Annotated in this window: 21 protein-coding genes; 2 read left to right on the top strand and 19 right to left on the bottom strand. The window is 68.6% G+C overall.

Annotated features, from left to right (window positions below; all coding sequences use genetic code 11):
* Window positions 1-2: 2 nt before the first annotated feature.
* From NK1_RS27715 to ftsY, 17 genes are all read right to left on the bottom strand, one after another.
* Window positions 3-308, bottom strand: a complete 306-nt coding sequence (locus NK1_RS27715) for a DUF2469 domain-containing protein (RefSeq protein ID WP_011210678.1) — start codon at window positions 306-308, stop codon at window positions 3-5.
* Window positions 309-373: 65 nt separating this feature from the next.
* Window positions 374-1075, bottom strand: coding sequence for a ribonuclease HII (locus tag NK1_RS27710; protein ID WP_281032286.1), 702 nt, complete (start codon window positions 1073-1075; stop codon window positions 374-376).
* Window positions 1076-1186: 111 nt separating this feature from the next.
* A complete protein-coding gene (lepB, locus tag NK1_RS27705) occupies window positions 1187-2023 on the bottom strand; it encodes a signal peptidase I (RefSeq protein ID WP_036503658.1) in 837 nt (278 codons plus the stop codon).
* A gap of 153 nt (window positions 2024-2176) precedes the next feature.
* Window positions 2177-2518: a 50S ribosomal protein L19 gene (gene rplS / locus NK1_RS27700; RefSeq protein WP_030513071.1), complete on the bottom strand. Its 342-nt coding sequence runs from the start codon at window positions 2516-2518 to the stop codon at window positions 2177-2179.
* Between the two features lie 175 nt (window positions 2519-2693).
* A complete protein-coding gene (locus tag NK1_RS27695) occupies window positions 2694-3656 on the bottom strand; it encodes a hypothetical protein (protein ID WP_084461642.1) in 963 nt (320 codons plus the stop codon).
* Between the two features lie 142 nt (window positions 3657-3798).
* A complete protein-coding gene (locus NK1_RS27690) occupies window positions 3799-6237 on the bottom strand; it encodes a Tex family protein (protein WP_157104470.1) in 2439 nt (812 codons plus the stop codon).
* 334 nt (window positions 6238-6571) lie between these two features.
* The gene (gene trmD, locus NK1_RS27685; RefSeq protein WP_063013419.1) at window positions 6572-7255 is read right to left on the bottom strand and encodes a tRNA (guanosine(37)-N1)-methyltransferase TrmD; all 684 of its coding nucleotides are present in this window, start codon (window positions 7253-7255) and stop codon (window positions 6572-6574) included.
* A 44-nt stretch (window positions 7256-7299) separates the two neighbouring features.
* Complete coding sequence (gene rimM / locus NK1_RS27680; RefSeq protein WP_063013380.1) at window positions 7300-7839, bottom strand: ribosome maturation factor RimM; 540 nt, start codon at window positions 7837-7839, stop codon at window positions 7300-7302.
* A complete protein-coding gene (locus NK1_RS27675; protein ID WP_036503663.1) occupies window positions 7840-8082 on the bottom strand; it encodes an RNA-binding protein in 243 nt (80 codons plus the stop codon).
* A gap of 81 nt (window positions 8083-8163) precedes the next feature.
* The gene (gene rpsP, locus NK1_RS27670) at window positions 8164-8598 is read right to left on the bottom strand and encodes a 30S ribosomal protein S16 (RefSeq protein ID WP_063013378.1); all 435 of its coding nucleotides are present in this window, start codon (window positions 8596-8598) and stop codon (window positions 8164-8166) included.
* A gap of 320 nt (window positions 8599-8918) precedes the next feature.
* Complete coding sequence (locus tag NK1_RS27665) at window positions 8919-10013, bottom strand: amidohydrolase family protein (RefSeq protein WP_063013417.1); 1095 nt, start codon at window positions 10011-10013, stop codon at window positions 8919-8921.
* A 165-nt stretch (window positions 10014-10178) separates the two neighbouring features.
* Entirely contained in the window at window positions 10179-11762 is a 1584-nt protein-coding gene (ffh, locus tag NK1_RS27660; RefSeq protein WP_063013376.1) for a signal recognition particle protein, read from the bottom strand.
* 132 nt (window positions 11763-11894) lie between these two features.
* Window positions 11895-12206 carry a hypothetical protein gene (locus tag NK1_RS27655; protein WP_063013374.1) on the bottom strand — a complete coding sequence of 104 codons (312 nt, stop codon included), beginning with the start codon at window positions 12204-12206 and terminating at the stop codon, window positions 11895-11897.
* A gap of 204 nt (window positions 12207-12410) precedes the next feature.
* Window positions 12411-14927: a [protein-PII] uridylyltransferase gene (locus NK1_RS27650; RefSeq protein ID WP_084461638.1), complete on the bottom strand. Its 2517-nt coding sequence runs from the start codon at window positions 14925-14927 to the stop codon at window positions 12411-12413.
* A gap of 3 nt (window positions 14928-14930) precedes the next feature.
* On the bottom strand, window positions 14931-15269 hold the full coding sequence (locus NK1_RS27645) for a P-II family nitrogen regulator (protein WP_030513058.1): 339 nt from the start codon (window positions 15267-15269) through the stop codon (window positions 14931-14933).
* A gap of 4 nt (window positions 15270-15273) precedes the next feature.
* A complete protein-coding gene (locus NK1_RS27640; RefSeq protein WP_157104469.1) occupies window positions 15274-16683 on the bottom strand; it encodes an ammonium transporter in 1410 nt (469 codons plus the stop codon).
* 206 nt (window positions 16684-16889) lie between these two features.
* Window positions 16890-18461 (bottom strand): signal recognition particle-docking protein FtsY, encoded by a 1572-nt coding sequence (gene ftsY / locus NK1_RS27635; RefSeq protein WP_063013412.1) that lies wholly within the window; start codon window positions 18459-18461, stop codon window positions 16890-16892.
* A 226-nt stretch (window positions 18462-18687) separates the two neighbouring features.
* On the opposite strand from ftsY, the gene NK1_RS27630 reads away from it, so the two are divergent.
* Window positions 18688-19077: a DUF2237 family protein gene (locus NK1_RS27630; RefSeq protein ID WP_030513055.1), complete on the top strand. Its 390-nt coding sequence runs from the start codon at window positions 18688-18690 to the stop codon at window positions 19075-19077.
* Window positions 19078-19161: 84 nt separating this feature from the next.
* Here NK1_RS27630 and NK1_RS27625 read toward each other — a convergent pair whose 3' ends face one another.
* Complete coding sequence (locus NK1_RS27625; RefSeq protein WP_063013370.1) at window positions 19162-19422, bottom strand: Rossmann-fold NAD(P)-binding domain-containing protein; 261 nt, start codon at window positions 19420-19422, stop codon at window positions 19162-19164.
* 201 nt (window positions 19423-19623) lie between these two features.
* Between NK1_RS27625 and NK1_RS36090 the strand changes: the two genes are divergently transcribed.
* Window positions 19624-19749: a hypothetical protein gene (locus tag NK1_RS36090; RefSeq protein ID WP_281189188.1), complete on the top strand. Its 126-nt coding sequence runs from the start codon at window positions 19624-19626 to the stop codon at window positions 19747-19749.
* A gap of 48 nt (window positions 19750-19797) precedes the next feature.
* Here NK1_RS36090 and NK1_RS27620 read toward each other — a convergent pair whose 3' ends face one another.
* Window positions 19798-20634: a TetR/AcrR family transcriptional regulator gene (locus NK1_RS27620; protein ID WP_245660867.1), complete on the bottom strand. Its 837-nt coding sequence runs from the start codon at window positions 20632-20634 to the stop codon at window positions 19798-19800.
* Between the last annotated feature and the right edge of the window lie 60 nt (window positions 20635-20694).

The raw sequence follows: 20694 nt of genomic DNA, 5'->3' as shown, positions 1-20694 counted from the left end.
CGCTATTCGGGCAGGCGCAGGTCCGGCTTCTCCAGTTCCTCGATGTTCACATCCTTGAACGTGATCACGCGGACGTGTTTGACGAAGCGGGCGGGCCGATACATGTCCCAGACCCACGCATCCGACATCCGCACTTCGAAATACACTTCACCGTCGGCGTTCTGCGGGCGCAATTCGACTGAATTGGCCAGATAGAAGCGGCGTTCGGTCTCGACGACGTACGAGAATTGACCGACGATGTCCTTGTACTCGCGATACAGCGAGAGTTCCATCTCGGTTTCGTACTTCTCGAGGTCCTCGGCGCTCATGCCTCGCTCCGCTTGCTCATCGGGTGGAATATCCTCCTCTATCGCCACGAACGCTGTAGGTCACATCATCCCGCATGGGCCGGATCGGCAGCCACCCGCCCGGTCTCCCCGGCCTCGGTGCCCCGCACATTGCGCCACGACCGGCGGTGTTCGTCGCTGGGCCCCAGCCGCTCCAGCGCCGCCAGATGTTCGGGCGTGTTGTAGCCCTTGTGCGCGGCGAAACCGTATCCGGGCAGGTCACGGTCCATCTCGACCATGATCCGGTCGCGGGTGACCTTGGCCAGAATGCTGGCCGCGGCGATACACGCCGCCGCCGCGTCACCGCCGATCACCGGCAGCGACGGAACGCTGATACCCGGCACCCGGAAGCCGTCGGTGAGTACGTACCCGGGCCGCACCTCCAGACCCGCCACGGCCCGGCGCATGCCCTCGATATTGGCGACGTGGATGCCGATCGCGTCGATCTCCCAGGCGGGGATCACCACGACCTTCCAGGCCAGCGCCCGGCGCACGATCACCGGATACAGCTGCTCGCGCACGGCCTCGGTCAGCTTCTTCGAATCATCCAGTCCCGCAAGGGAATCGTAGGCCTTGGGCGCGAGCAGGCAGGCCGCGACCACGAGCGGGCCGGCGCAGCATCCCCGACCGGCCTCGTCGACACCCGCGACGGGACCGAGACCGCTGCGGATCAGCGCCGCTTCCAGCGTGCGCAGGCCACCGGCCCGCCGCATCACCACTCGCGGCGGCCAATCTCCTGTGCGAACCACCGGCCGGATGATCTTGCCGCCCTTACCATTGCGCGTCGTGCGTCGCGATGTCTCCGCCACTGCACCTACCGTTCGACTATCCCGTGACTCGATTATCTCGCGCCGCGCGCCTCAGTTCGTCTGCGGATTCTGCGACTTGACCGGGCCTATCCGGTTCGGCGGCCAGATCTTGAACACCGCTTTACCGCGCACAGCGTCGATCGGGACGGTGCCGGAGTACTCGTCGTCGACATGGGCGCGCGAATCCGCGGATTCGTTGCGGTTGTCACCCATCACCCACAGATTGCCGTCGGGCACCTTGACCGGCCCGAATTCGCGACCCCGCGGGTCGATCGACAGCCCGCCGGCCACCTTGGTCGCATAGGCCAGCCCCGGCTGATAGGGGTAGATGTAGTGCGCGTAGGGCTCGTCGAGCGGTTTGCCGTCGACCATCACCCGGCCCTGCGCATCGCAGCACTGCACGGTTTGACCGCCGGTCGCGATCACGCGCTTGACCAGGTCGTTCTCGTCCGGCGGCACCAGGCCGAAGAACGAGAAGAAGTTCTGCACGCCGCGTACGGCGACATTGCTGGAGCGGTTGGAGTGGTAGGACTTGTTCCAGGAGCCGCTCGGGCCGACGAAGACCACGACGTCGCCGGGCTTGGGATCGCCGAAGTCGTAGCTCAGCTTCTCGACGTAGATCCGGTCGCCCGTGCAGCCGGCGCAGCCGTGCAGGGTCGGTTCCATCGACTGTGACGGGATCACATAGGGCCGGCCGATGAAATTCACCACCAGCGCCGCGATCACGGCGGCGATGACGATCAGGATCGGCAGTTCCTGCCAGAAGGGTCGCTGCTTGCGCTTGCGCCTGCCCCGCCGGCTGCGCGATGCGGACTCGCCCTTGCGTTCGCCACCGGCACGGTTGTCATCGGCTCCGGGCACCGCCACCGACTCGCTTTCGTCTGCCACGCCGAACAGGTTATCCCGCAGCCATGTTCGTCGTCGCCCCGGCGCACCCCGCGCGCCGGGAAGGCGGGCATCTCGGGCACATCCCGGCCGGAAAAAGGAAAACCCCCGGTCGCGAGGACCGGGGGCAGACGTGAACGGGCAGAGCCCTGATGTTCAGCGCTTCTCCTTGATCTTGGCGGCCTTGCCGCGCAGATCGCGCAGGTAGTACAGCTTGGCCCGGCGGACGTCACCGCGGGTCACCACATCGATGTGGTCGATGTTGGGGCTGTGTACCGGGAAGGTGCGCTCGACACCCACGCCGAACGACACCTTGCGCACGGTGAAGGTCTCGCGGATGCCGCCGCCCTGGCGGCGGATGACCGCACCCTTGAAGACCTGGATGCGCTCCTTGTTACCTTCGATAACCTTCACGTGCACGTTCACCGTGTCACCCGGGCGGAAGTCCGGGATATCGGTGCGCAGCGACTTTTCGTCGACGAAGTCGAGGGTGTTCATTTCCGTCCTTTGGAAGTTCGCGTGAACAGAGGAACCTGGCGGCAACTGCTCGGCCGGTTCGTGCTCCGGATAATGGGCGGTGCGCCGGGCCGAATTCGCCCAGAGCAACCTGAGCATTGTGCCAGATCAGGCCGCTGCACGAAAAATCGCCCCCGCAGTCCGCACGGCCCGGGCGTCATTGTCCGGAATGCCGGGGGTGGGCCGCGGTCAGGCCGTCCGCATCGGCCGGTCGCGACGTATCCGCAGGTGGCGACGTGTCGGCCGAGTTCGTCCGGGGCGGCCCCTCGTGCATCGAGGCCCGCATGGCCCTGGTTCGCAGATGGGCGGGCGGAGCGGGGACCACGGTCCGCGCCAACTCTTCCTCGGCGGCGCTGCGGACGTGGGCGACATCGGGCTTACCGGCGACCAGATCCTGGACGAAGATCTTGGCCCGGATCACCGGGCGCCGGTACCGGCGTTCGCGCACGACCGCGCGGTACATCAGGCGGCGGCGTTCGCCGTAGCGCCAGCGCGCCCACGGCGCGCCCGGCCGGCTCAGCCGCAGGGCGCCCACGACCAGCAACGGCAGGAAGAACATGCCGAACAATCCGGTCCAGATCTTGCCCTTGGCGATGACGATCGCGGCCAGCACCAGATTCACCAGCGCGAAGACGCCGAGGAAGCTGCGCCCCGCGACGCTGCCGTCGTGCCGGATGTCGTTGACGTCGAGCAACCACAGCGGATGGAAGCCGAGCAACAGCAATCCCGTCACCGCCACCGCGACGAACACCGCATCGACCGACGTGCGCCCCTGCTCCTCCCAGTACACGTCGCGCAGGTAATAGATCAGCGCGAATTCGTCGAGCACCAGGGCCGCGCCGACACCGAACGTCGAGGCGAGCGCGGAGATGGTGCCGACCCCGCTGTTGTAGGTCGCGACCATGCCCAACCCCGACGTCAGCACCAGCACCACCCCGAACACCATGTGGTGGATGTGCACGTTGCCGGCGCGCAGGTTGCCGGGCCACCAGCGCACCTGCTTGCGAATCATCCGCACACTGAGCCGGATCAGCAGGAATCCGACGATGAAGCCGAGCAGGAAGCACAGCAACGGCAGGCGTCCCTCCGCGAGAATCGCGTCGTCGAACCAGCGCCGCACAGCCGTCGTCCCCTCACTCGGAACCGGGGTCGGGGTAGTGATGCCCCGCGGGGCCGATCACCGAGATCGAACCCGCGACTCCATTGTCCCGTACCCGGCCGCCGCGGTCGGGACAAACCCGCATGCGACGGCCGCCGAGGCCTTACCGCCCGAAACCGGCGCGGCGCAGCGCATCCGCCATCGCACCCGACGGCTCGGGCGCGCTGCGGCGCTGCTGATTTCGGCCCTGCCCCTTGTTCTGGCCGCCGCCACGGTTCTGTCCGCCGCGATCCTGACCGCCACGATCCTGGCCGCCACGGCCCTGATTGGCCTGGCCGCCACGCGGCTGGCCACCGCGGTTCTGCCCGCCGCGCTGGCCCGCGCCGCCCTTCTCGGGCTTGCCGGCACCGGGCTCGTCGTCCAGGCGCAGGCTCAGGCCGATGCGCTGGCGGGCGACGTCGACCTCCAGCACCTTCACCTTCACCACGTCACCGGACTTCACGATCTCGCGGGGATCGCGGACGAACGAATGCGACATCGCCGAGACGTGGACGAGCCCGTCCTGATGGACTCCCACATCGACGAAGGCGCCGAAGGCGGCCACGTTCGTCACCACACCTTCGAGCACCATGCCGGGTTCGAGGTCGGCGACCTTCTCCACACCGGCGGCGAATTCGGCGGTCTTGAACTCCGGGCGCGGGTCACGGCCCGGCTTCTCGAGTTCGGCGATGATGTCGGTGACGGTCGGCACACCGAATTTCTCGTCGGTGAATTCGCTCGGCCGCAGTGCCCGCAGGGCGGAGGTGTTGCCGATCAGGCCGGGTACGTCGCGTCCGGTCGCCTCCAGCATCCGGCGCACCACCGGATAGGCCTCGGGGTGCACGGCCGAGGAGTCCAGCGGATCGTCGCCGCCGCGGATGCGCAGGAAGCCCGCGCACTGTTCGAACGCCTTGGGGCCCAGCCGCGGAACTCCCAGCAGCGCGGTGCGACTGCGGAACGGTCCGTTCTGATCGCGATGCGCCACAATCGATTCCGCGACCGAGGACGCGATACCGGAGACGCGGGACAACAGCGGCACCGAGGCGGTGTTGACGTCGACACCGACCGCGTTCACCGCATCCTCGACCACCGCACCCAGCGACCGGGCCAGCAGCGTCTCGGAGACGTCGTGCTGGTACTGGCCGACGCCGATGGACTTCGGCTCGATCTTCACCAGCTCGGCCAGCGGATCCTGCAGCCGGCGCGCGATCGAGACCGCGCCGCGCAACGAGACGTCCAGTTCCGGCAACTCCTGCGAGGCGTACGCCGAGGCGGAATACACCGACGCGCCCGCTTCCGACACCACGATCTTGGTCGGCTTCCGCGCGCCGGGCGTCGCACCGATCCGCGAAATCAGTTCCGCGGCAAGGGCGTCGGTTTCCCGGGAAGCGGTGCCGTTGCCGATCGCGATGAGCTCCACGTCGAACCGCGCCACCAGCGCACCGAGGACGGCCAGCGACTTCTCGGTCTGGCCCTGCGGCTTGTGCGGGTAGATCGTCTCGGTGGCCACCACCTTGCCGGTGCCATCCACCACGGCCACCTTCACGCCGGTGCGGTAGCCCGGATCCAGGCCCATGGTCGTGCGGGTGCCGGCCGGTGCGGCGAGCAGCAGGTCACGCAGGTTGGCGGCGAAGATGTCGACGGCGTCCTTCTCCGCGGACTGCCGCAACCGCATCCGGATATCGATGCCGAGGCTGACCTGCAGTTTGGTCCGCCACGCCCAGCGCACCGTGTCCAGCAGCCAGGTGTCGGCCGGGCGCCCCTGGTCGGCGATGCCGAACTTGTGCGCGATGCGGCCCTCGTAGATGGTGCGCTGCCCCGGTTCCGGTTCCTCGGTGTCGGGTTCGAGCGACAGGCTCAGCACATCTTCCTTCTCGCCGCGCAGCAGCGCGAGGATGCGGTGCGAGGGCAGTTTGGCGAAGGGCTCGCTGAATTCGAAGTAGTCGGCGAATTTGGCCCCGGCCTCTTCCTTACCGGTCCGGACCCGCGAGGTGACCTGTCCGCGCTCCCACATCAATTCGCGCAGTTCACCGACGAGGTCGGCGTCTTCGGCGAATCGCTCCACCAGAATCGCGCGGGCGCCGTCGAGCTGTTCGGCGGTGTAGCCGGCCGGATCGGTGGCGGGGTCGCCGATGAGGGCGTCCGCGACCGGTTCGTGCCCGGCTTCGCGGGCGATCTGCGCCTTGGTGCGCCGCTTGGGCTTGTAGGGGAGGTAGATGTCCTCGAGGCGGGCCTTGGTCTCCGCGAGCATGATCTGCTGTTCCAGCGCGGCATCCAATTTGCCCTGCCCGCGAATGGATTCCAGGATCGAGTTCCGGCGCTCGTCGAGTTCGCGCAGGTAGTGCAGCCGCTCCTCCAGTTGCCGCAGCTGCGCGTCGTCGAGCCCGCCCGTCACCTCCTTGCGGTAGCGGGCGATGAACGGCACGGTCGACCCGCCGTCGAGCAGCTCTACGGCGGCGCGGACCTGTTCGTCACGGACCGAGAGCTCCTCGGCGATCCGCCTGCCGACACTGGCCAGGCGGACCTTACCGGTGGCGGGGGCGTCGGCCGGAGCGGTGCCCACGGAGGCTTCCGTGCCGGTGGTTGCTTCGGTGCTGACGGGTTCGGAGGCTGTCGTCACGCTGGCTGACACTACCGTCGGCCGCCGACAGCAGACCAGGTGGAGCGGCCGGTGCTCACACAGCCGCACCCGGCGTCGGCGTGCCGGGAACGGAAACGGCCGAAAAGTGGCTGGCCACAGCCTCGCCGATCTCGTGACCGCGATCGAACCCGATATTCCGGGCGACCACACATCCGCACCCTGTCACTGGCGCGTCGGCGACGTTCGGCACGCGATACGACAGCGGCGCGGGTGCCGGATCGCGGCGCGGTGAAGTCCTGTCGCGCAGAGTGTTCGGTTACTCCGGCGGCAACAGATCCGGGCGCCGTTGCCTGGTCCGCAGCACCGATTGTTCATGCCGCCACGCCTCGATGCGCGCGTGATTACCCGACAGCAGAATTTCGGGCACATCGAGTCCGCGCCAGCTCACCGGCCGGGTGTAGCTGGGGCCTTCGAGCAGGCCGTCGGAGAACGAATCCTGTTGGTGGGAGGCCTGATTGCCCAGGACCCCGGGGATCAGGCGCACCACCGCCTCGGTCATCACCAGCACGGCGGCCTCCCCGCCGATCAGGACGTAGTCGCCGATGCTGACCTCTTCCACCCGGACCCGGCGGGCGGCATCGTCGAAGACGCGCTGATCGATACCCTCGTAGCGGCCGCAGGCGAAGACCAGATGCGATTCGGCAGACCAGCGCTGGGCCGTCTCCTGGGTGAACGGCACACCGGCCGGCGTCGGGACGACGAGCAATGCCTCGTCCGGGCACACCTCGTCGAGCGCATCACCCCAGACGACGGGTTTCATGACCATGCCCGGGCCGCCCCCGTAGGGCGCGTCGTCGACCGACTGGTGCACATCGTGGGTCCAGCGCCGCAGATTGTGCACGTCGAGTCGAACTATGCCCTTCTCGATCGCCTTGCCCAGCAACGCCGTTCGCAGCGGCTCGAGATATTCGGGGAAGATGGTGACGACGTCGATGCGCAGAGCTGACGAGCGCTGCGCGGGTTCGTCGGCTCCGGTCGCCATCACTACTCCTCGTCCAGCAGGCCTTCGGGTGGGTCGATCACGATCAGGCCCTCGGCGAGCGACACGGTCGGCACGATCGCGGTCACGAAGGGCACCAGAATTTCACGACCGGCGCGCCCACCGGCACCCGCACCGGCTCGGATGGACAGCAATTCGCCCGCGGCCGAATGCAATACCTCGTTCACGGTGCCGATCTCGGTCCCGTCCGCGAGCCGCACGCTCAGTCCTTCGAGTTCGTGATCGTAGAACTCGTCGGGATCCTCCGACGGCGGAAGATCATCGGTGTCGACGAGAAACAGGGTGCCGCGCAACGCATCCGCGGCGGTGCGATCGCCGACACCCTCGAGACGGACGAGAAGCCGGCCCGAATGCTCTCGGGCCGACTCCACCGTGAATATGTCCACCGCCTCACTTCTCGGCGCCCGGCCACGCAGGCGGGCGCCGGGAGCGAAGCGGAGTTCGGGTTCGTCGGTACGTACCTCGACCACGAGTTCGCCGCGCACACCGTGCGATTTGGCGACCCGCCCGACTACCAGTTCCATCTACTGATCGGTGTCGACCACGTCGACCCGGATACCCCGGCCACCGATACCGGCGACCAGGGTGCGCAGCGCGGTCGCGGTACGACCGCCGCGGCCGATCACCTTGCCCAGATCGTCCGGGTGGACGTGGACCTCGACGGTGCGTCCCCGCCGGCTGGTGATCAGATCGACGCGCACGTCGTCCGGATTGGCGACGATGCCACGCACCAGGTGCTCGACGGCATCGGCGACGACCGCACTCATGCCTCCACCTCGCTGGCGCTCGGTTCCGGCATGACTGCGGTGGCAGCTGTGCTGTTGGTTCGCTCGCTGCGCTCGCTCACGTTACTCAGCAGCCTCGGTCGCGGCCTCGGCCTCGCCCTCGGCGGCCTTGGACTTCTTCTTCTTGGGGGTGACGGCCTCGGCGACCGGCTCGCTGTCGGCGGCGGCCAGGGCGGCGTTGAACAGGTCCAGCTTGCTCGGCTTGGCGGCCTTGACCTTCAGGGTGCCCTCGGCGCCCGGCAGGCCCTTGAACTTCTGCCAGTCGCCGGTGATCTCCAGCAGACGCTTGACCGGCTCGGTCGGCTGCGCGCCGACGCCCAGCCAGTACTGCACGCGCTCGGAGTCGACCTCGATCAGCGAGGGCTCTTCCTTCGGGTGGTACTTGCCGACGTTCTCGATGGCGCGGCCGTCGCGGCGGGTGCGCGCATCGGCGATGACGATGCGGTACTGGGGGTTGCGGATCTTGCCCAGACGGGTCAGCTTGATCTTGACAGCCATGGCTGTATCGATGCCTTTCGATGGCGGCCGCCCGGGGGCAGCCTGAGTGGTCACGGCGCAATTCAGCAGCCCGCACGGGGTGTGGGCCCGGTTTTGCGTTGAGTGTGTGACCGCCGCGCGGTACGTAACCGGAGACGGGCTGACACTGTCCTCGAACACGGCACCGCGAGCGGATCGCGCTTGTCGATGAGGACGGTCGTTCATTGTGCCAGATACGCCCGCACCCGGAGAAATCGCCCCGGAATCGAGCGGGCCGTTCGCCGAGCATGTGGAGATCGGTGACCAGCGCCGTTGCCGAACCGTTCGGCGCGCCGACACCCCTACCGGTGTCCGGTGACCGGATCGCGGCCCGGATACACCCGCCCGCGGAGGACGACGTATGCCGGGGCGTCGAGCGCATCGCGGCTCGACCGCGGATCGGTGCGGTAGACGACGAAATCGGCCGGTGCCCCGTCCTCGATGCCCGGCCGGCCGAGCCACTCACGCGCCCGCCACGACGCCGCCGCCAGCGCCTCGTGCCGCGACAACCCGGCCCCGGCCAGCGCGTCGATCTCGTCGGCGATACGGCCGTGCTTGATCGAACCGCCGGCGTCGGTGCCGGTATAGATCGGCACCCCCGCGGCATGGGCGTCGGCGACGGTGCCGCGGACCCGGCGGTGCAGATCGCGCATATGGGCAGCGTAGACCGGGAATTTGCCGGCGCTGTCGGCGATATCGGGGAAGGTGTCGATATTGACCAGGGTGGGCACCAGGGCGGTGCCGTGTTCGGCCATCATCTCGATGGTGTCGTCGGTGAGTCCGGTGCCGTGCTCGAGGCAGTCGATGCCGGCGTTGATCAGGCCGGGCAGCGCATCCTCGCCGAAGACGTGCGCGGTGACGCGGGCGCCCTCCCGGTGCGCGGCGTCGATGGCCTCCTTCAGGATCGCGTCGCTCCACAGCGGCCGCAGATCACCGGCGGACCGATCGATCCAGTCGCCGACGATCTTGACCCAGCCGTCGCCGAAGCGCGCCTGTTCGGCGACGATCTCGGGCAGGTCGCGTTCGTCGTCCAGTTCGATGCCCAATTCGCGGATATACCGCTTGGGCCGAGCGATGTGGCGGCCGGCCCGGATGATCTTCGGCAGTTCGTGGTGGTCGTCGATGAAGCGGGTGTCGATCGGCGATCCGGCATCGCGCAGCAGTAGCGCCCCGGCATCGCGTTCCACCTCGGCCTGGGCGATCGCGCCCTCGCGATCCTCGTGCCCACCGCCGTAGCGAATGCCGACGTGGCAGTGGGCGTCGACGAGGCCGGGCACGAGCCAGCCTGTGTCACATAGGGTTTCGGCATCGGGCACCGGCTCGTACGAGATCACCCCGTCGCGAACCCACAGGTCCCGCACCTCGTCATCGGGAAGAACCACCCCGCGCAGATGCATCCGCATACCGCCTCCTGACCATGTCGCCCGCTCCGGCCTCACCGCCGCTCCCCAAACTACCGCTGCGATCGCGACGGAGTGCGTGCGAGATGCGTGGTCGACGAGTCCCCGGACAACGATGCGGACGGCACCACCAGGCGCCGTCCGCATCGCTCGCTACACAACTCAGTTCTTGGGGAACTTCAGTTTGCTCAGGTCGAATCCCTCCAGACCCGGCGGCAATTCGTCCAGCCCCGCGGGCATATTCGACAGATCCGGCATCCCCGCGGCGGGCATCCCCGGCATTCCGCCCGGCAGACCCGGCATCCCCGGGAATCCTCCGCGCATCCCCTTCGGCGGCGTCGGTCCGCGTCCGCCCTTCTTGCCCTTCTTCCCCTTCTTGCCCTTGGCGTTGCGGCGCGCGCCCGGCAGACCCATCTGCCGGCCCATCGCGGCCATCATCTTGCGGGCTTCGAAGAAGCGGTCGACCAGCTGGTTCACATCGGTGACGGTGACGCCGGAGCCGTTGGCGATGCGCAGGCGGCGGGAGGCGTTGATGATCTTCGGATTGGCCCGCTCGGCGGGCGTCATACCGCGGATGATGGCCTGCACCCGGTCGAGTTGTTTGTCGTCGACCTGGGCCAGCACATCCTTCATCTGGCCGGCGCCCGGCAGCATGCCGAGCAGGTTGCCGATCGGGCCCATCTTGCGGATGGCCAGCATCTGGTCGAGGAAGTCCTCGAGGGTGAGTTCGCCGGAGCCGATCTTGCGGGCGGCCTCCTCGGCCTGCTGCTGGTCGTAGACCTGTTCGGCCTGTTCGATCAGGGTCAACAGATCGCCCATGCCGAGGATGCGGCTCGACATGCGGTCGGGGTGGAAGACGTCGAAGTCCTCGAGCTTCTCACCGGTGGAGGCGAACAGGATCGGGACGCCGGTGACCTCGCGGACCGACAGCGCGGCGCCACCGCGGGCGTCGCCGTCGAGTTTGGTCAGCACGACACCGGTGAAGCCGACGCCGTCGCGGAAGGCCTCGGCGGTGCTGACGGCGTCCTGGCCGATCATGGCGTCGAGGACGAACAGCGTCTCGTCCGGGCGCACCGCGTCGCGGATGCCGGCGGCCTGGCGCATCAACTCCTCGTCGATACCGAGGCGGCCCGCGGTGTCGACGATGACGATGTCGTAGTGCTTCTGCTTGGCTTCCTCGATGCCTGCCTCGGCGACGCGGATCGGGTCGGCGGCCGTGACGCCGAGGGCGTTGTCGCCGCCGCCGATCGACGTCCCCGGATGCGGGGCGAACACCGGGACCCCGGCCCGTTCGCCGACCACCTGCAACTGGGTGACGGCGCCCGGCCGCTGCAGGTCACAGGCCACCAGCAAGGGGGTATGCCCCTGGCCCTTCAGCCATTTCGCGAGCTTGCCCGCGAGCGTGGTCTTACCGGCACCTTGCAGACCTGCGAGCATGACGACCGTGGGCGGGTTCTTCGCGAACTGCAGGCGCCGGGTCTCGCCACCGAGGATGCCGATCAATTCCTCGTTGACGATCTTCACGACCTGCTGCGCGGGGTTCAGCGCGGCCGATACCTCCGCGCCCTTGGCGCGTTCCTTGACGCGGGCGATGAACTGCCGCACGACCGGCAGCGCCACGTCGGCCTCGAGCAGGGCCAGCCGGATCTCGCGCGCGGTCGCGTCGATATCGGCCGGTGACAGACGCCCCTTGCCACGCAGATCCTTCAGGGCACCGGTCAACCGGTCGGAAAGGGATTCGAACACCGATCGCGCTCCTGGTCTCGTCGAGGGACGTCACTCGGGTTACCAGGGTACGGGCAACTCCGCGATCGGTGGATTCGCCCTAGTCCAAGGCCTGCCGCCGACCCGGCGGCAGGACCGTCACCGGGACTGCGGTCAGGACAGCGCGCTGTGCCGCGGCCGCGGGGCCCGGCTGAAGTCGTGCTGTTCGTAGGCCACCAGATAGACCGCCTCGCGGCCGGTCAGCCCCAGTGGCAGTGCCATGGCGTCCAGGGACGCCCAGTCGGAGTCACCCGGCGTGCCGTCGACGAGCGCACCGGCCAGCTTCATGGCCGCTACCGCCTGCCCGCCGGTCAACGTCCGGCCCGGAAGCCAGGAGACCACCCAGTGGTCGCCGCCGACACAGCGGGCGATGTGGTGGGTCGAATCGCTGGTGATCATGGATGAGGACACGACTTCGTTTGCCATCGACCTGCTCCCCTCAACGCACCCAACTCGCCGGACAGGTACAGCAACAGCTCGAACAGCTAGCGATCACGATCAACTTCACGATCTACCCAGATCGTAGAGTGGCAGACATCACATCCAGCAGAGGTTGCCGCAACGATCTGGTTACCTCATTACGGACCAAACGACCAGGTTGGCCCGATAACCGGCGGGAGGTTGGTAAACCTAACCGGCGCCGGCGCCGGTGTCCGTTTCGCTCGGTTTCTTCGGCTCCTGATGCGGGACGACCCCCAGCAGCGCCGCCTCGATGGCACGGCGCCGCTGCGGAGTGTCGTCCTCACCCAGACCGAGGCCGAACGAGTCGACCACCACCGAGCCCATCGTGTCCGCTTTCGCCCACCGCACATCCGCACCCTGGGCGGCCAGCGCCGCGGCCAACCGGCTGAGCAGGCCGATGCGATCCTCGGCGCGCAGTTCGAGCACCACCTCGCCGGGCCGGTCGACCTCGGTCCAGATCACCTTCGGCTGAGCCTGCGCGTACCGGCTGGTCCGAGCCGCCGCCTCGCGCTCCTTGTCCGCCAGCACGGAGGCCAGCTTCAGATCGCCGTTGATCGCGCGGATCAGCTCCTGGCGCAGCAGGCCGGCGTCGGGCGGATTGCCGAAAGTCGGTGTCACCACGAAGGTGTCGATCGCGGTGTCTCCGGAAGCCGTCAAGGTCGCGGAGAGCACCCGCAGGGAATGCAGGGCGAGCACCCCGGCCGCCTCCGAGAGCAGACCCGGAGTATCGGGAGCCACGACCGTGACGACGTGGATGTAGCGCCCGTCGCCGGGCGCCAATTCCACATGCACGCCACCGGCCGCGACCTTGTCCATGACGGCCGCGTCGACCACCGTCGGCGCGGGCGAAACCCGTTGCGGTGCGGGCTCTCCCGCCATCGCGGCGTGGCCGCGGCGCACCAGCTCCCCGATCAGGGACGCCTTCCACTCCCCCCACACACCCGGACCGGTCGCCAGTGAATCGGCCTCGGCGAGGGTGTGCAGCAGCTCCAGCAGCTGCCGGTCACCGCCCAAGGCGTCGACCACACGGGCGGCGGTCGCCGGATCGTCGAGATCGCGCCGGGTCGCCGTTTCGGGCAGCAACAGGTGATGCCGCACGATCGTCGCCAGGCTGCGTACATCGTCGGGCCACAGACCCAGCCGATGACCGATCCGGTCGGCCAGTTCGGCACCCACCACGCTGTGATCCTCGGTGCGGCCCTTGCCGATATCGTGCAGCAACGCTCCGAGCAGCAGCAGATCCGGCCGGGCGACGCGCGTGCTCAGCGCACCGGCGTAGGCGACGGTCTCGACCAGGTGGCGGTCGACGGTCCAGGTGTGCACGGCATCGCGGGGCGGCAGGTCGCGCACCGCTCCCCATTCCGGAAAGAGCCTGCCCCACAAGCCCGTTCGATCCAGGGCCTCCACCGCGTCGATGGTATTGCGGCCGGCGCCGAGCAGTACCAGCAGATCGTTGAGCGCCTCGCGCGGCCACGGCTCGCGCAGTTCGGGAGCGTCTTCGGACAGGCGGTTGAGGGTGGTCGCCGACATCGGCAGACCGGTGCGCGCCGAGGCGGCGGCGACCCGCAGGATCAGCCCGGGATCGCGCTGCGGTCGTGCGTCGCGGGCCAGCACCACCTCGCCGGCGTGTTCGACCACGCCCTCGTCGAGCGGCCGGCGAATGGGCAGGCGCCGTAGCCGGGCCAGACCGCGGCGCGGCAGCGCGTTGCCGGCGGTGCGCAGGCCGACGTCGACCGAGTAGACGACCGTGCGGGCCGCATCGCTGAGCGTGCGCGCCAGATCGAATCGATCGCCGATGCGCAACGCGGCGCCGATCTCGTCCGCGTCCTGGGCGCGCAACTGATCGCGGGAACGCCCGGCCACCCGATGCAGTTCGGTCCGCACGTCGAGCAGCCGGCGGTGGGCGGCCTCGAGACCGCCGCCGGGAACGTCGGGGCCCAGGCCGGGCATGGCGTCGGTCAGCTGGGCGACGGCCAGCGCGTCGAGCAGCTGGATATCGCGCAGCCCACCGCGACCGCTCTTGAGGTCGGGTTCGGCCCGATGCGCGATCTCGCCGTTGCGCTTCCACCGCGCCTGCGCCTGTTCCACCAATTCCCCGAAGCGGGAACGGATTCCGGTACGCCATTCGCGGCGCACGCCACCGATGAGCAGATTGCTCAGCTCCGCGTCGCCGACGATGTGGCGGGCATCGAGCATGCCGAGCGCGGCGGTGAGGTCGTCGGCGGCCACCCGCAGCGCCTGCGGCACGGTCCGCACGCTGTGATCCAGTTTGATGTGGGCGTCCCACAGCGGATACCAGAGCCGGTCGGCCACCTCGGCGACCCGCGCGGGATCGACGTCGTCGTGCAGCAACACCAGATCCAGATCGGAATACGGCAACATCTCGCGCCGGCCCAGTCCCCCGACCGCCACCACGGCCAGCCCGCTGTCGGCGGTGATGCCCAGCTCCGCGCCCTTGGTGGTCAACCACAGCTCGTGCAGGTCGACCAGCGCCTGCCGCAGCGCCTCGGCGCTCAGCCGCGGGCGCCGGGTATCACCACCGTCGAGCAGTTGATCTCGGGCGGCCACCAGTTCCTTGGCGCCCTGGGACAATTCGTCTGCACTCATACCCGCAACCACCACCCGTTCATGCGGGCAGCCCCGTCCCCGGCCGGTGCCAGGAGCGGGGCTGCCCGAATCCTTCATCTCCTATAGTGCGTCGGCACCGCGTTCACCGGTTCGGACCCGGATCACCGATTCGACCGGGGTCACCCAGACCTTGCCGTCACCGATCTTGCCGGTGCGCGCGGCCTCGACGATCACCTCGACGACCTTTTCGACCGAGGCGTCGTCCACGACGACCTCGACCCGTACCTTCGGCACGAAATCGACCGAGTACTCCGCGCCGCGGTAAACCTCGGTGTGCCCCTTCTGGCGGCCGTACCCCTGGACTTCGCTGACCGTCATTCCCAGCACACCGGCCTGCTCGAGCCCGGACTTGACGTCCTCGAGTGTGAACGGTTTGACGATTGCAGTGATCAGTTTCATTGCGTCATGCCTCCTTGACGGCGGTACGTGCCGTGCCACCCACAGCAGCGAAATCGTATGACGTCTCCGCGTGCTCCGACTCGTCCATACCCTTGAACTCGTCTTCCTCGGAAGCACGAATGCCGATCGTGTACTTGATGATCAGACCCAGAATCAGCGAGACGACGAAGGAGAACGCCAGCACGGTGAAGGCACCGACGGCCTGCTTGCCGAGCTGATCGAAACCGCCGCCGTAGAACAATCCCTTCGCACCGCCGGCGCCCGCACCCGATTCCGGGGTGAGGAACAGACCGATCAGCAGCGTACCGACCACACCGCCGACCAGGTGTACGCCGACCACGTCGAGCGAGTCGTCGAAACCGAGCTTGAACTTCAGGCCGACCGCCAGCGCGCACAGCACACCGGCCACCGCGCCGATCACCAGCGCGCCCAGCACGTTCACCGACGAGCAGGACGGCGTGATCGCGACCAGGCCCGCGACGATGCCCGAGGCGGCGCCGAGGCTGGTGGGCTTGCCGTCGCGGAACTTCTCCACGACCAGCCAGCCGATCATCGCGGCGCAGGTGGCGAAGGTGGTGGTCAGGAAGGTGGAACCGGCCAGGCCGTTGGAGCTCACCGCGGAACCGGCGTTGAAGCCGAACCAGCCGAACCACAGCAGACCGGCGCCGAGCATGACGAAGGGCAGGTTGTGCGGGCGCATCGGCGTCTTCGGCCAGCCCTTGCGCTTGCCGAGCACCAGGCACAGCGCCAGGCCCGCGGCACCGGCGTTGATATGCACCGCGGTACCACCGGCGAAGTCGATGGCCTGCAGCTTGTTGGCGATCCAGCCGCCGTGGTGGACGATGTTGCCCGCGGCGTCCTTGACGTCGAAGTCGAACACCCAGTGCGCGACCGGGAAGTAGACGATGGTCGACCACGCGATCGCGAAGACCACCCATGCGCGGAACTTCATGCGGTCGGCGACCGCACCCGAGATCAGAGCCACGGTGATGATGGCGAACATCAGCTGGAACGCCACGAACACCGTCATCGGGATGGTGCCGGCCAGCGGGATGTTCACCTGATCCACCGCCGACGCGCCGGTCGACGGGTCGGCCGGGCTGGCCTTGACGGCATTGGCGCCGATCAGGCCCTTGAGCCCGAAGAACTGGGCGGGGTTGCCGATCAGGCCGAGTTTGTTGTCACCGAATGCCTCGGAAAAGCCGTAGAGCGCCCACAGCACGCCGACGATGCCCATCGCGCTGATGCTCATCATGATCATGTTGAGCACGTTCTTCGAGCGGACCATACCGCCGTAGAAGAACGCCAGCCCCGGGGTCATCAACAAAACGAGCGCGGAGCTCGCCAGCATCCACGCGGTGTCGCCGGTGTCGGGCACACCGAGCAAGGGATACGCCACCTTGTTCCTCCTCATCTCGGGCCCGGCCGAAACTGCGGCAAACGAGCCTGCACAGAAGGGTCGCGATCTGGTGTTTCATCCGTGCCGCCGCGATGTTTCGCATGCGTGAACGGATCCGCTCGCCGTGTTGCTACCAGGTTTCAGCGCGCACACAGCGCATGTCGGCGCACTGTGAGGATCGTGTCGAAATGAGGAGGAACTGCCGTTTTCGCTGCTCGCCGCTATCCGAGGAGGGCGTCGACGAAGGCGGACGGTTCGAAGGGGGCCAAATCGTCGGCGCCCTCGCCGAGGCCGACCAGTTTCACCGGCACGCCGAGCTCGTGCTGCACCTGGAAGACGATGCCGCCCTTGGCGGTGCCGTCGAGTTTGGTGAGTACCACGCCGGTGATGTCGACGACCTCCGCGAAGACCCGGGCCTGGGTGAGGCCGTTCTGCCCGACGGTCGCGTCGAGCACCAGCAGGACCTCGTCGACGGCGGCCTTCTTCTCCACCACGCGCTTGACCTTGCCCAGCTCGTCCATCAGGCCCGTCTTGGTGTGCAGGCGACCGGCGGTGTCGACCAGGACCGCGTCGACACCCTCTTCGATGCCGGTGCTGACCGCGTCGAAGGCCACCGATGCCGGATCGGCGCCCTCGCGGCCGCGGACCGTATCGGCGCCGACCCGCTCACCCCAGGTCTGCAGCTGGTCGGCGGCGGCGGCGCGGAAGGTGTCGGCGGCGCCGAGCAGCACGCGCCGGCCGTCGGCGACCAGGACGCGCGCCAATTTGCCGGTCGTAGTGGTCTTACCGGTGCCGTTCACGCCGACGACCAGCAGGATCGACGGATGGTCGGCATGCGGCAGCGCCCGGATCGCACGATCCAGGTCCGGGCGCAGGGCCTCGATCAGCACATCCCGCAGCACCTGCCGCGCCTGTTCGGCGGTGCGCACGCTGCGCGCGGCCAGTTCCTCGCGCAGCCGCTCGACCACGGTCGTCGTGACCGAGGTGCCGAGGTCGGCCATGACCAGGGTGTCTTCGATCTCTTCCCACGAGTCCTCGTCGAGGTCACCGCCGCCGAGCAGGCCGAGCAGGCTCTTGCCGACCGCGTTCTGCGACCGCGAGAGCCGCCCGCGCAGGCGGGTCAGGCGACCGGCGGTGGGTTCGATCTCCTCCACCGCGGTGGGCTGGGGCGCCGGTGCGGTGGGGGTGGGCGCTGTCGGAGTCGGTGCCGTCGGAGTAGGCGCGGTCGGGGCGCTCGGCGCCGCGGTCGGAGCCGAATCAACCGGCGCGGATTCGGGTGTCTCGACGGGGGCGGGCGTGACCGCGGTGGCGCCGTCGGTCGAGGGCGGCGCGGCGGGAGCTTCGGCCGGGGCTTCCGGCGCGGCCACACCGTCGCCGGGGGTTTCCGTCGTTTCCGGTTCGACGGTGGGCGCGGTCGCGGTCGCCCCGTCCGCCGGGCGGTCGGCGAGGGTTTCCGGTTCCGGCAACCGCACGTCGGTGATGGTCCGGCGCACCGAGTCGCGCGGGATCGCGGCATCGTCGCCGACATGCGGCTGACCCTCGTCGTCGGTGCGTTCGATCGGGACCGGTTCGGGGCGCGGTGGGGTCAGCGTGCCGGAGCCCGCACCGCCCTGACTGAAGTTGAAGCCACCGGCTGCGGTGTACCCGCCCGATCGGTCGGTCAGCTGCTTGTCCGGTTCCTCCGCCGGGGTGATGCTCACTCGGCGGCGCTTGTACAGGACGAATCCGGCAACGAACGCCACCAGTAGTACAGCGACGATCGCGGCGATCAGAATCCAGGCTTGCGCAGTCACGGTTCCCATCCTGTCAGAACCCGCGAACGCGCCTGCGTGGCGGCAGGCGGGTGTCGCGCCCGCGACGGTACGGGCGATTCGTCACTATCCGCGCAACTGTCCGAGTACGTCCGACACGCCGACGACGTCGGACGATAAGCCGTCCGGCCACGCATCACCGGCAACCGTCCCGATACCAACCGCCCAAGGCGCGGCGAATCCGACACAGAGACAATAGGATCGGCTCGTGACCGATCGAAATGTGCTTGGGGGACCGCTGGAGGAGTGTGGCACCGATCCTCTCACCGGCTTCTACCGGGACGGCTGCTGCAGCACCGGCCCCGAGGATCTGGGTAGCCACACCGTCTGCACTGTTGTGACCCAGGAGTTCCTGGAGCATCAGAAATCGATCGGCAACGATCTGCTGACCCCACGCCCGGAGAACAATTTCCCCGGCCTGCAACCCGGCGACCGCTGGTGTGTGGTCGCGGTGCGGTGGCTGCACGCCCACGAGGACGGAGTGGCCGCGCCGGTCGTCCTGGCCGCGACCCACGAGAACGCACTCGAGGTCGTGCCGATGGAAACCCTGCGCAAATACGCCGTCGACGTGCCCGACGACGTGAGCGACCTGTTGTAGTCGCGGACCGAATCGGCGATCGTGCCGCCGCAGGCTCGAGCTTCCGGCGAACCAGACTCCTCACGAACGGTCTGCGGGCGAGCGTCACGCGGCGGCGAACAGGCGAACCGCGGTATTGCGCAGCCCGATAGCCGGACGCGTCCCGGGCACCATCAACGCCGAGGCGAATCGAACCCCTCGATGCGAGGCGCCGATCCGATCGCGATGCCGCCGCTCGTAGCGTCCCAACGCCGTAGCCGGGTCGTGCGGCGCCCGCGCGAGTTCCTCGGCCAGGGTGTGTGCGCCCGCGATGGCCAGGCTCGATCCGTCGCCGAACAGCGACAGGCATGAGGCGGCATCTCCCACGACAGCGACCCGGCCCCGCGACCAGCGCGCACCGATGTCGGTCTCACCGAGGTCGGTCTCCTGATGACCGTGCAGGTCTACGCCCAGCCCGGGGAGTCCTATCCGGCGGCGGTGGACCGAGTGCTCACCATCGTGTTCGACGGGCTACGGCCGGTATCGCGCTGATCGCCGCGCAAACACATTCACGAGCGCAAGGAATGGGTGGCGATCGCGAAGGTCGACGACCGTCTCGCCGGTGACGACCCGATCGTCGACCTGCCGGCCGGCACCGTCACCCTGTCGCCGGCCCGGCGCACTGCACGCGAGATTCCGGATACCGATACGTAGCGGCCGGTCCACCTTCGATCACCGGCCGAATCCTCGTGGCGCCGTGGGTCACTCGGTGATGACCGGCTTCCTTCCCGCCGCACTCGCGGCACGGCGCAGCCGGTGGGCCTTCTGCCGGCACGCGGACGAGCAGTACCGGGCGGGCCGTCCGGTCTCCGCATGCGCTACGTCCGCCCCGCAGATCGGGCAACTGCCGCCGTCACGATTCCCGTCGGCCACCGTCGTTTCGTTACGGCCATGGGAAAAGTTCGCCGGTTTCGTTACGGCCGGGTCGGCGCGCATCGCCGCCAGCAGCATGGCGGCGGGGCGGGACAGTTCGTCGCGGGCATTCGAAACACGCTGCATGGCAACGCAACCGGTGAAGATCGCCAGCACATCGGCCAGGCTCAGGTCGGCACGTACCCCGCCCGCGCGCCGCGCCGCTTCCAGCAGCTGCCCGAGGGCGAGGTGAAATCGCTCGCCCGCATCCCGGAGCAGCATCCGCGGCCAGCCGTCGTCGGCGTCGAGCAGATCGCACATCGCCTTGTTCCCGGGCGTGCGCGTGACGACCTCCGCGCAGAATCCCAGGAAGGCCGCGGCGGGGTCCGGATCGTCGCGCAGCATCAACGCCCGCGCGGTGAGCTGGTCCATCCGTTGCTGCAGCACGGCCTCGAGCAGGTCCGTCTTGGTCGGGAAATGGCGATGCACGGTGCCGGCCCCCACACCGGCGCGGCGGGCGATCTCGGCCAGCGACACCGACGTTCCGGATTCGGCGAAGGCCCGCTGGGCGGCGGCGAGCACACGAGCCCGGTTGCGGCGCGCGTCGATTCGGGTGCCCGGCGCTGCGGGTGCCGGTGCGCGCACGCCGTAACGAAACCCCGCGTCGGCGGATAGCGGAGACGACAACGCTGCTCCTATCGTGCGAATACGGGTCGACCGACCCGATTCTATCGAAAGGGCTCCTCC

Origin of the sequence: Nocardia kruczakiae NBRC 101016 (assembly GCF_001612965.1) — a bacterium.
GTDB lineage: Bacteria > Actinomycetota > Actinomycetes > Mycobacteriales > Mycobacteriaceae > Nocardia > Nocardia kruczakiae.
The sequence above is the reverse complement of the archived record's forward strand: the minus strand, read 5'-3'. Positions and strand labels throughout refer to the sequence as shown.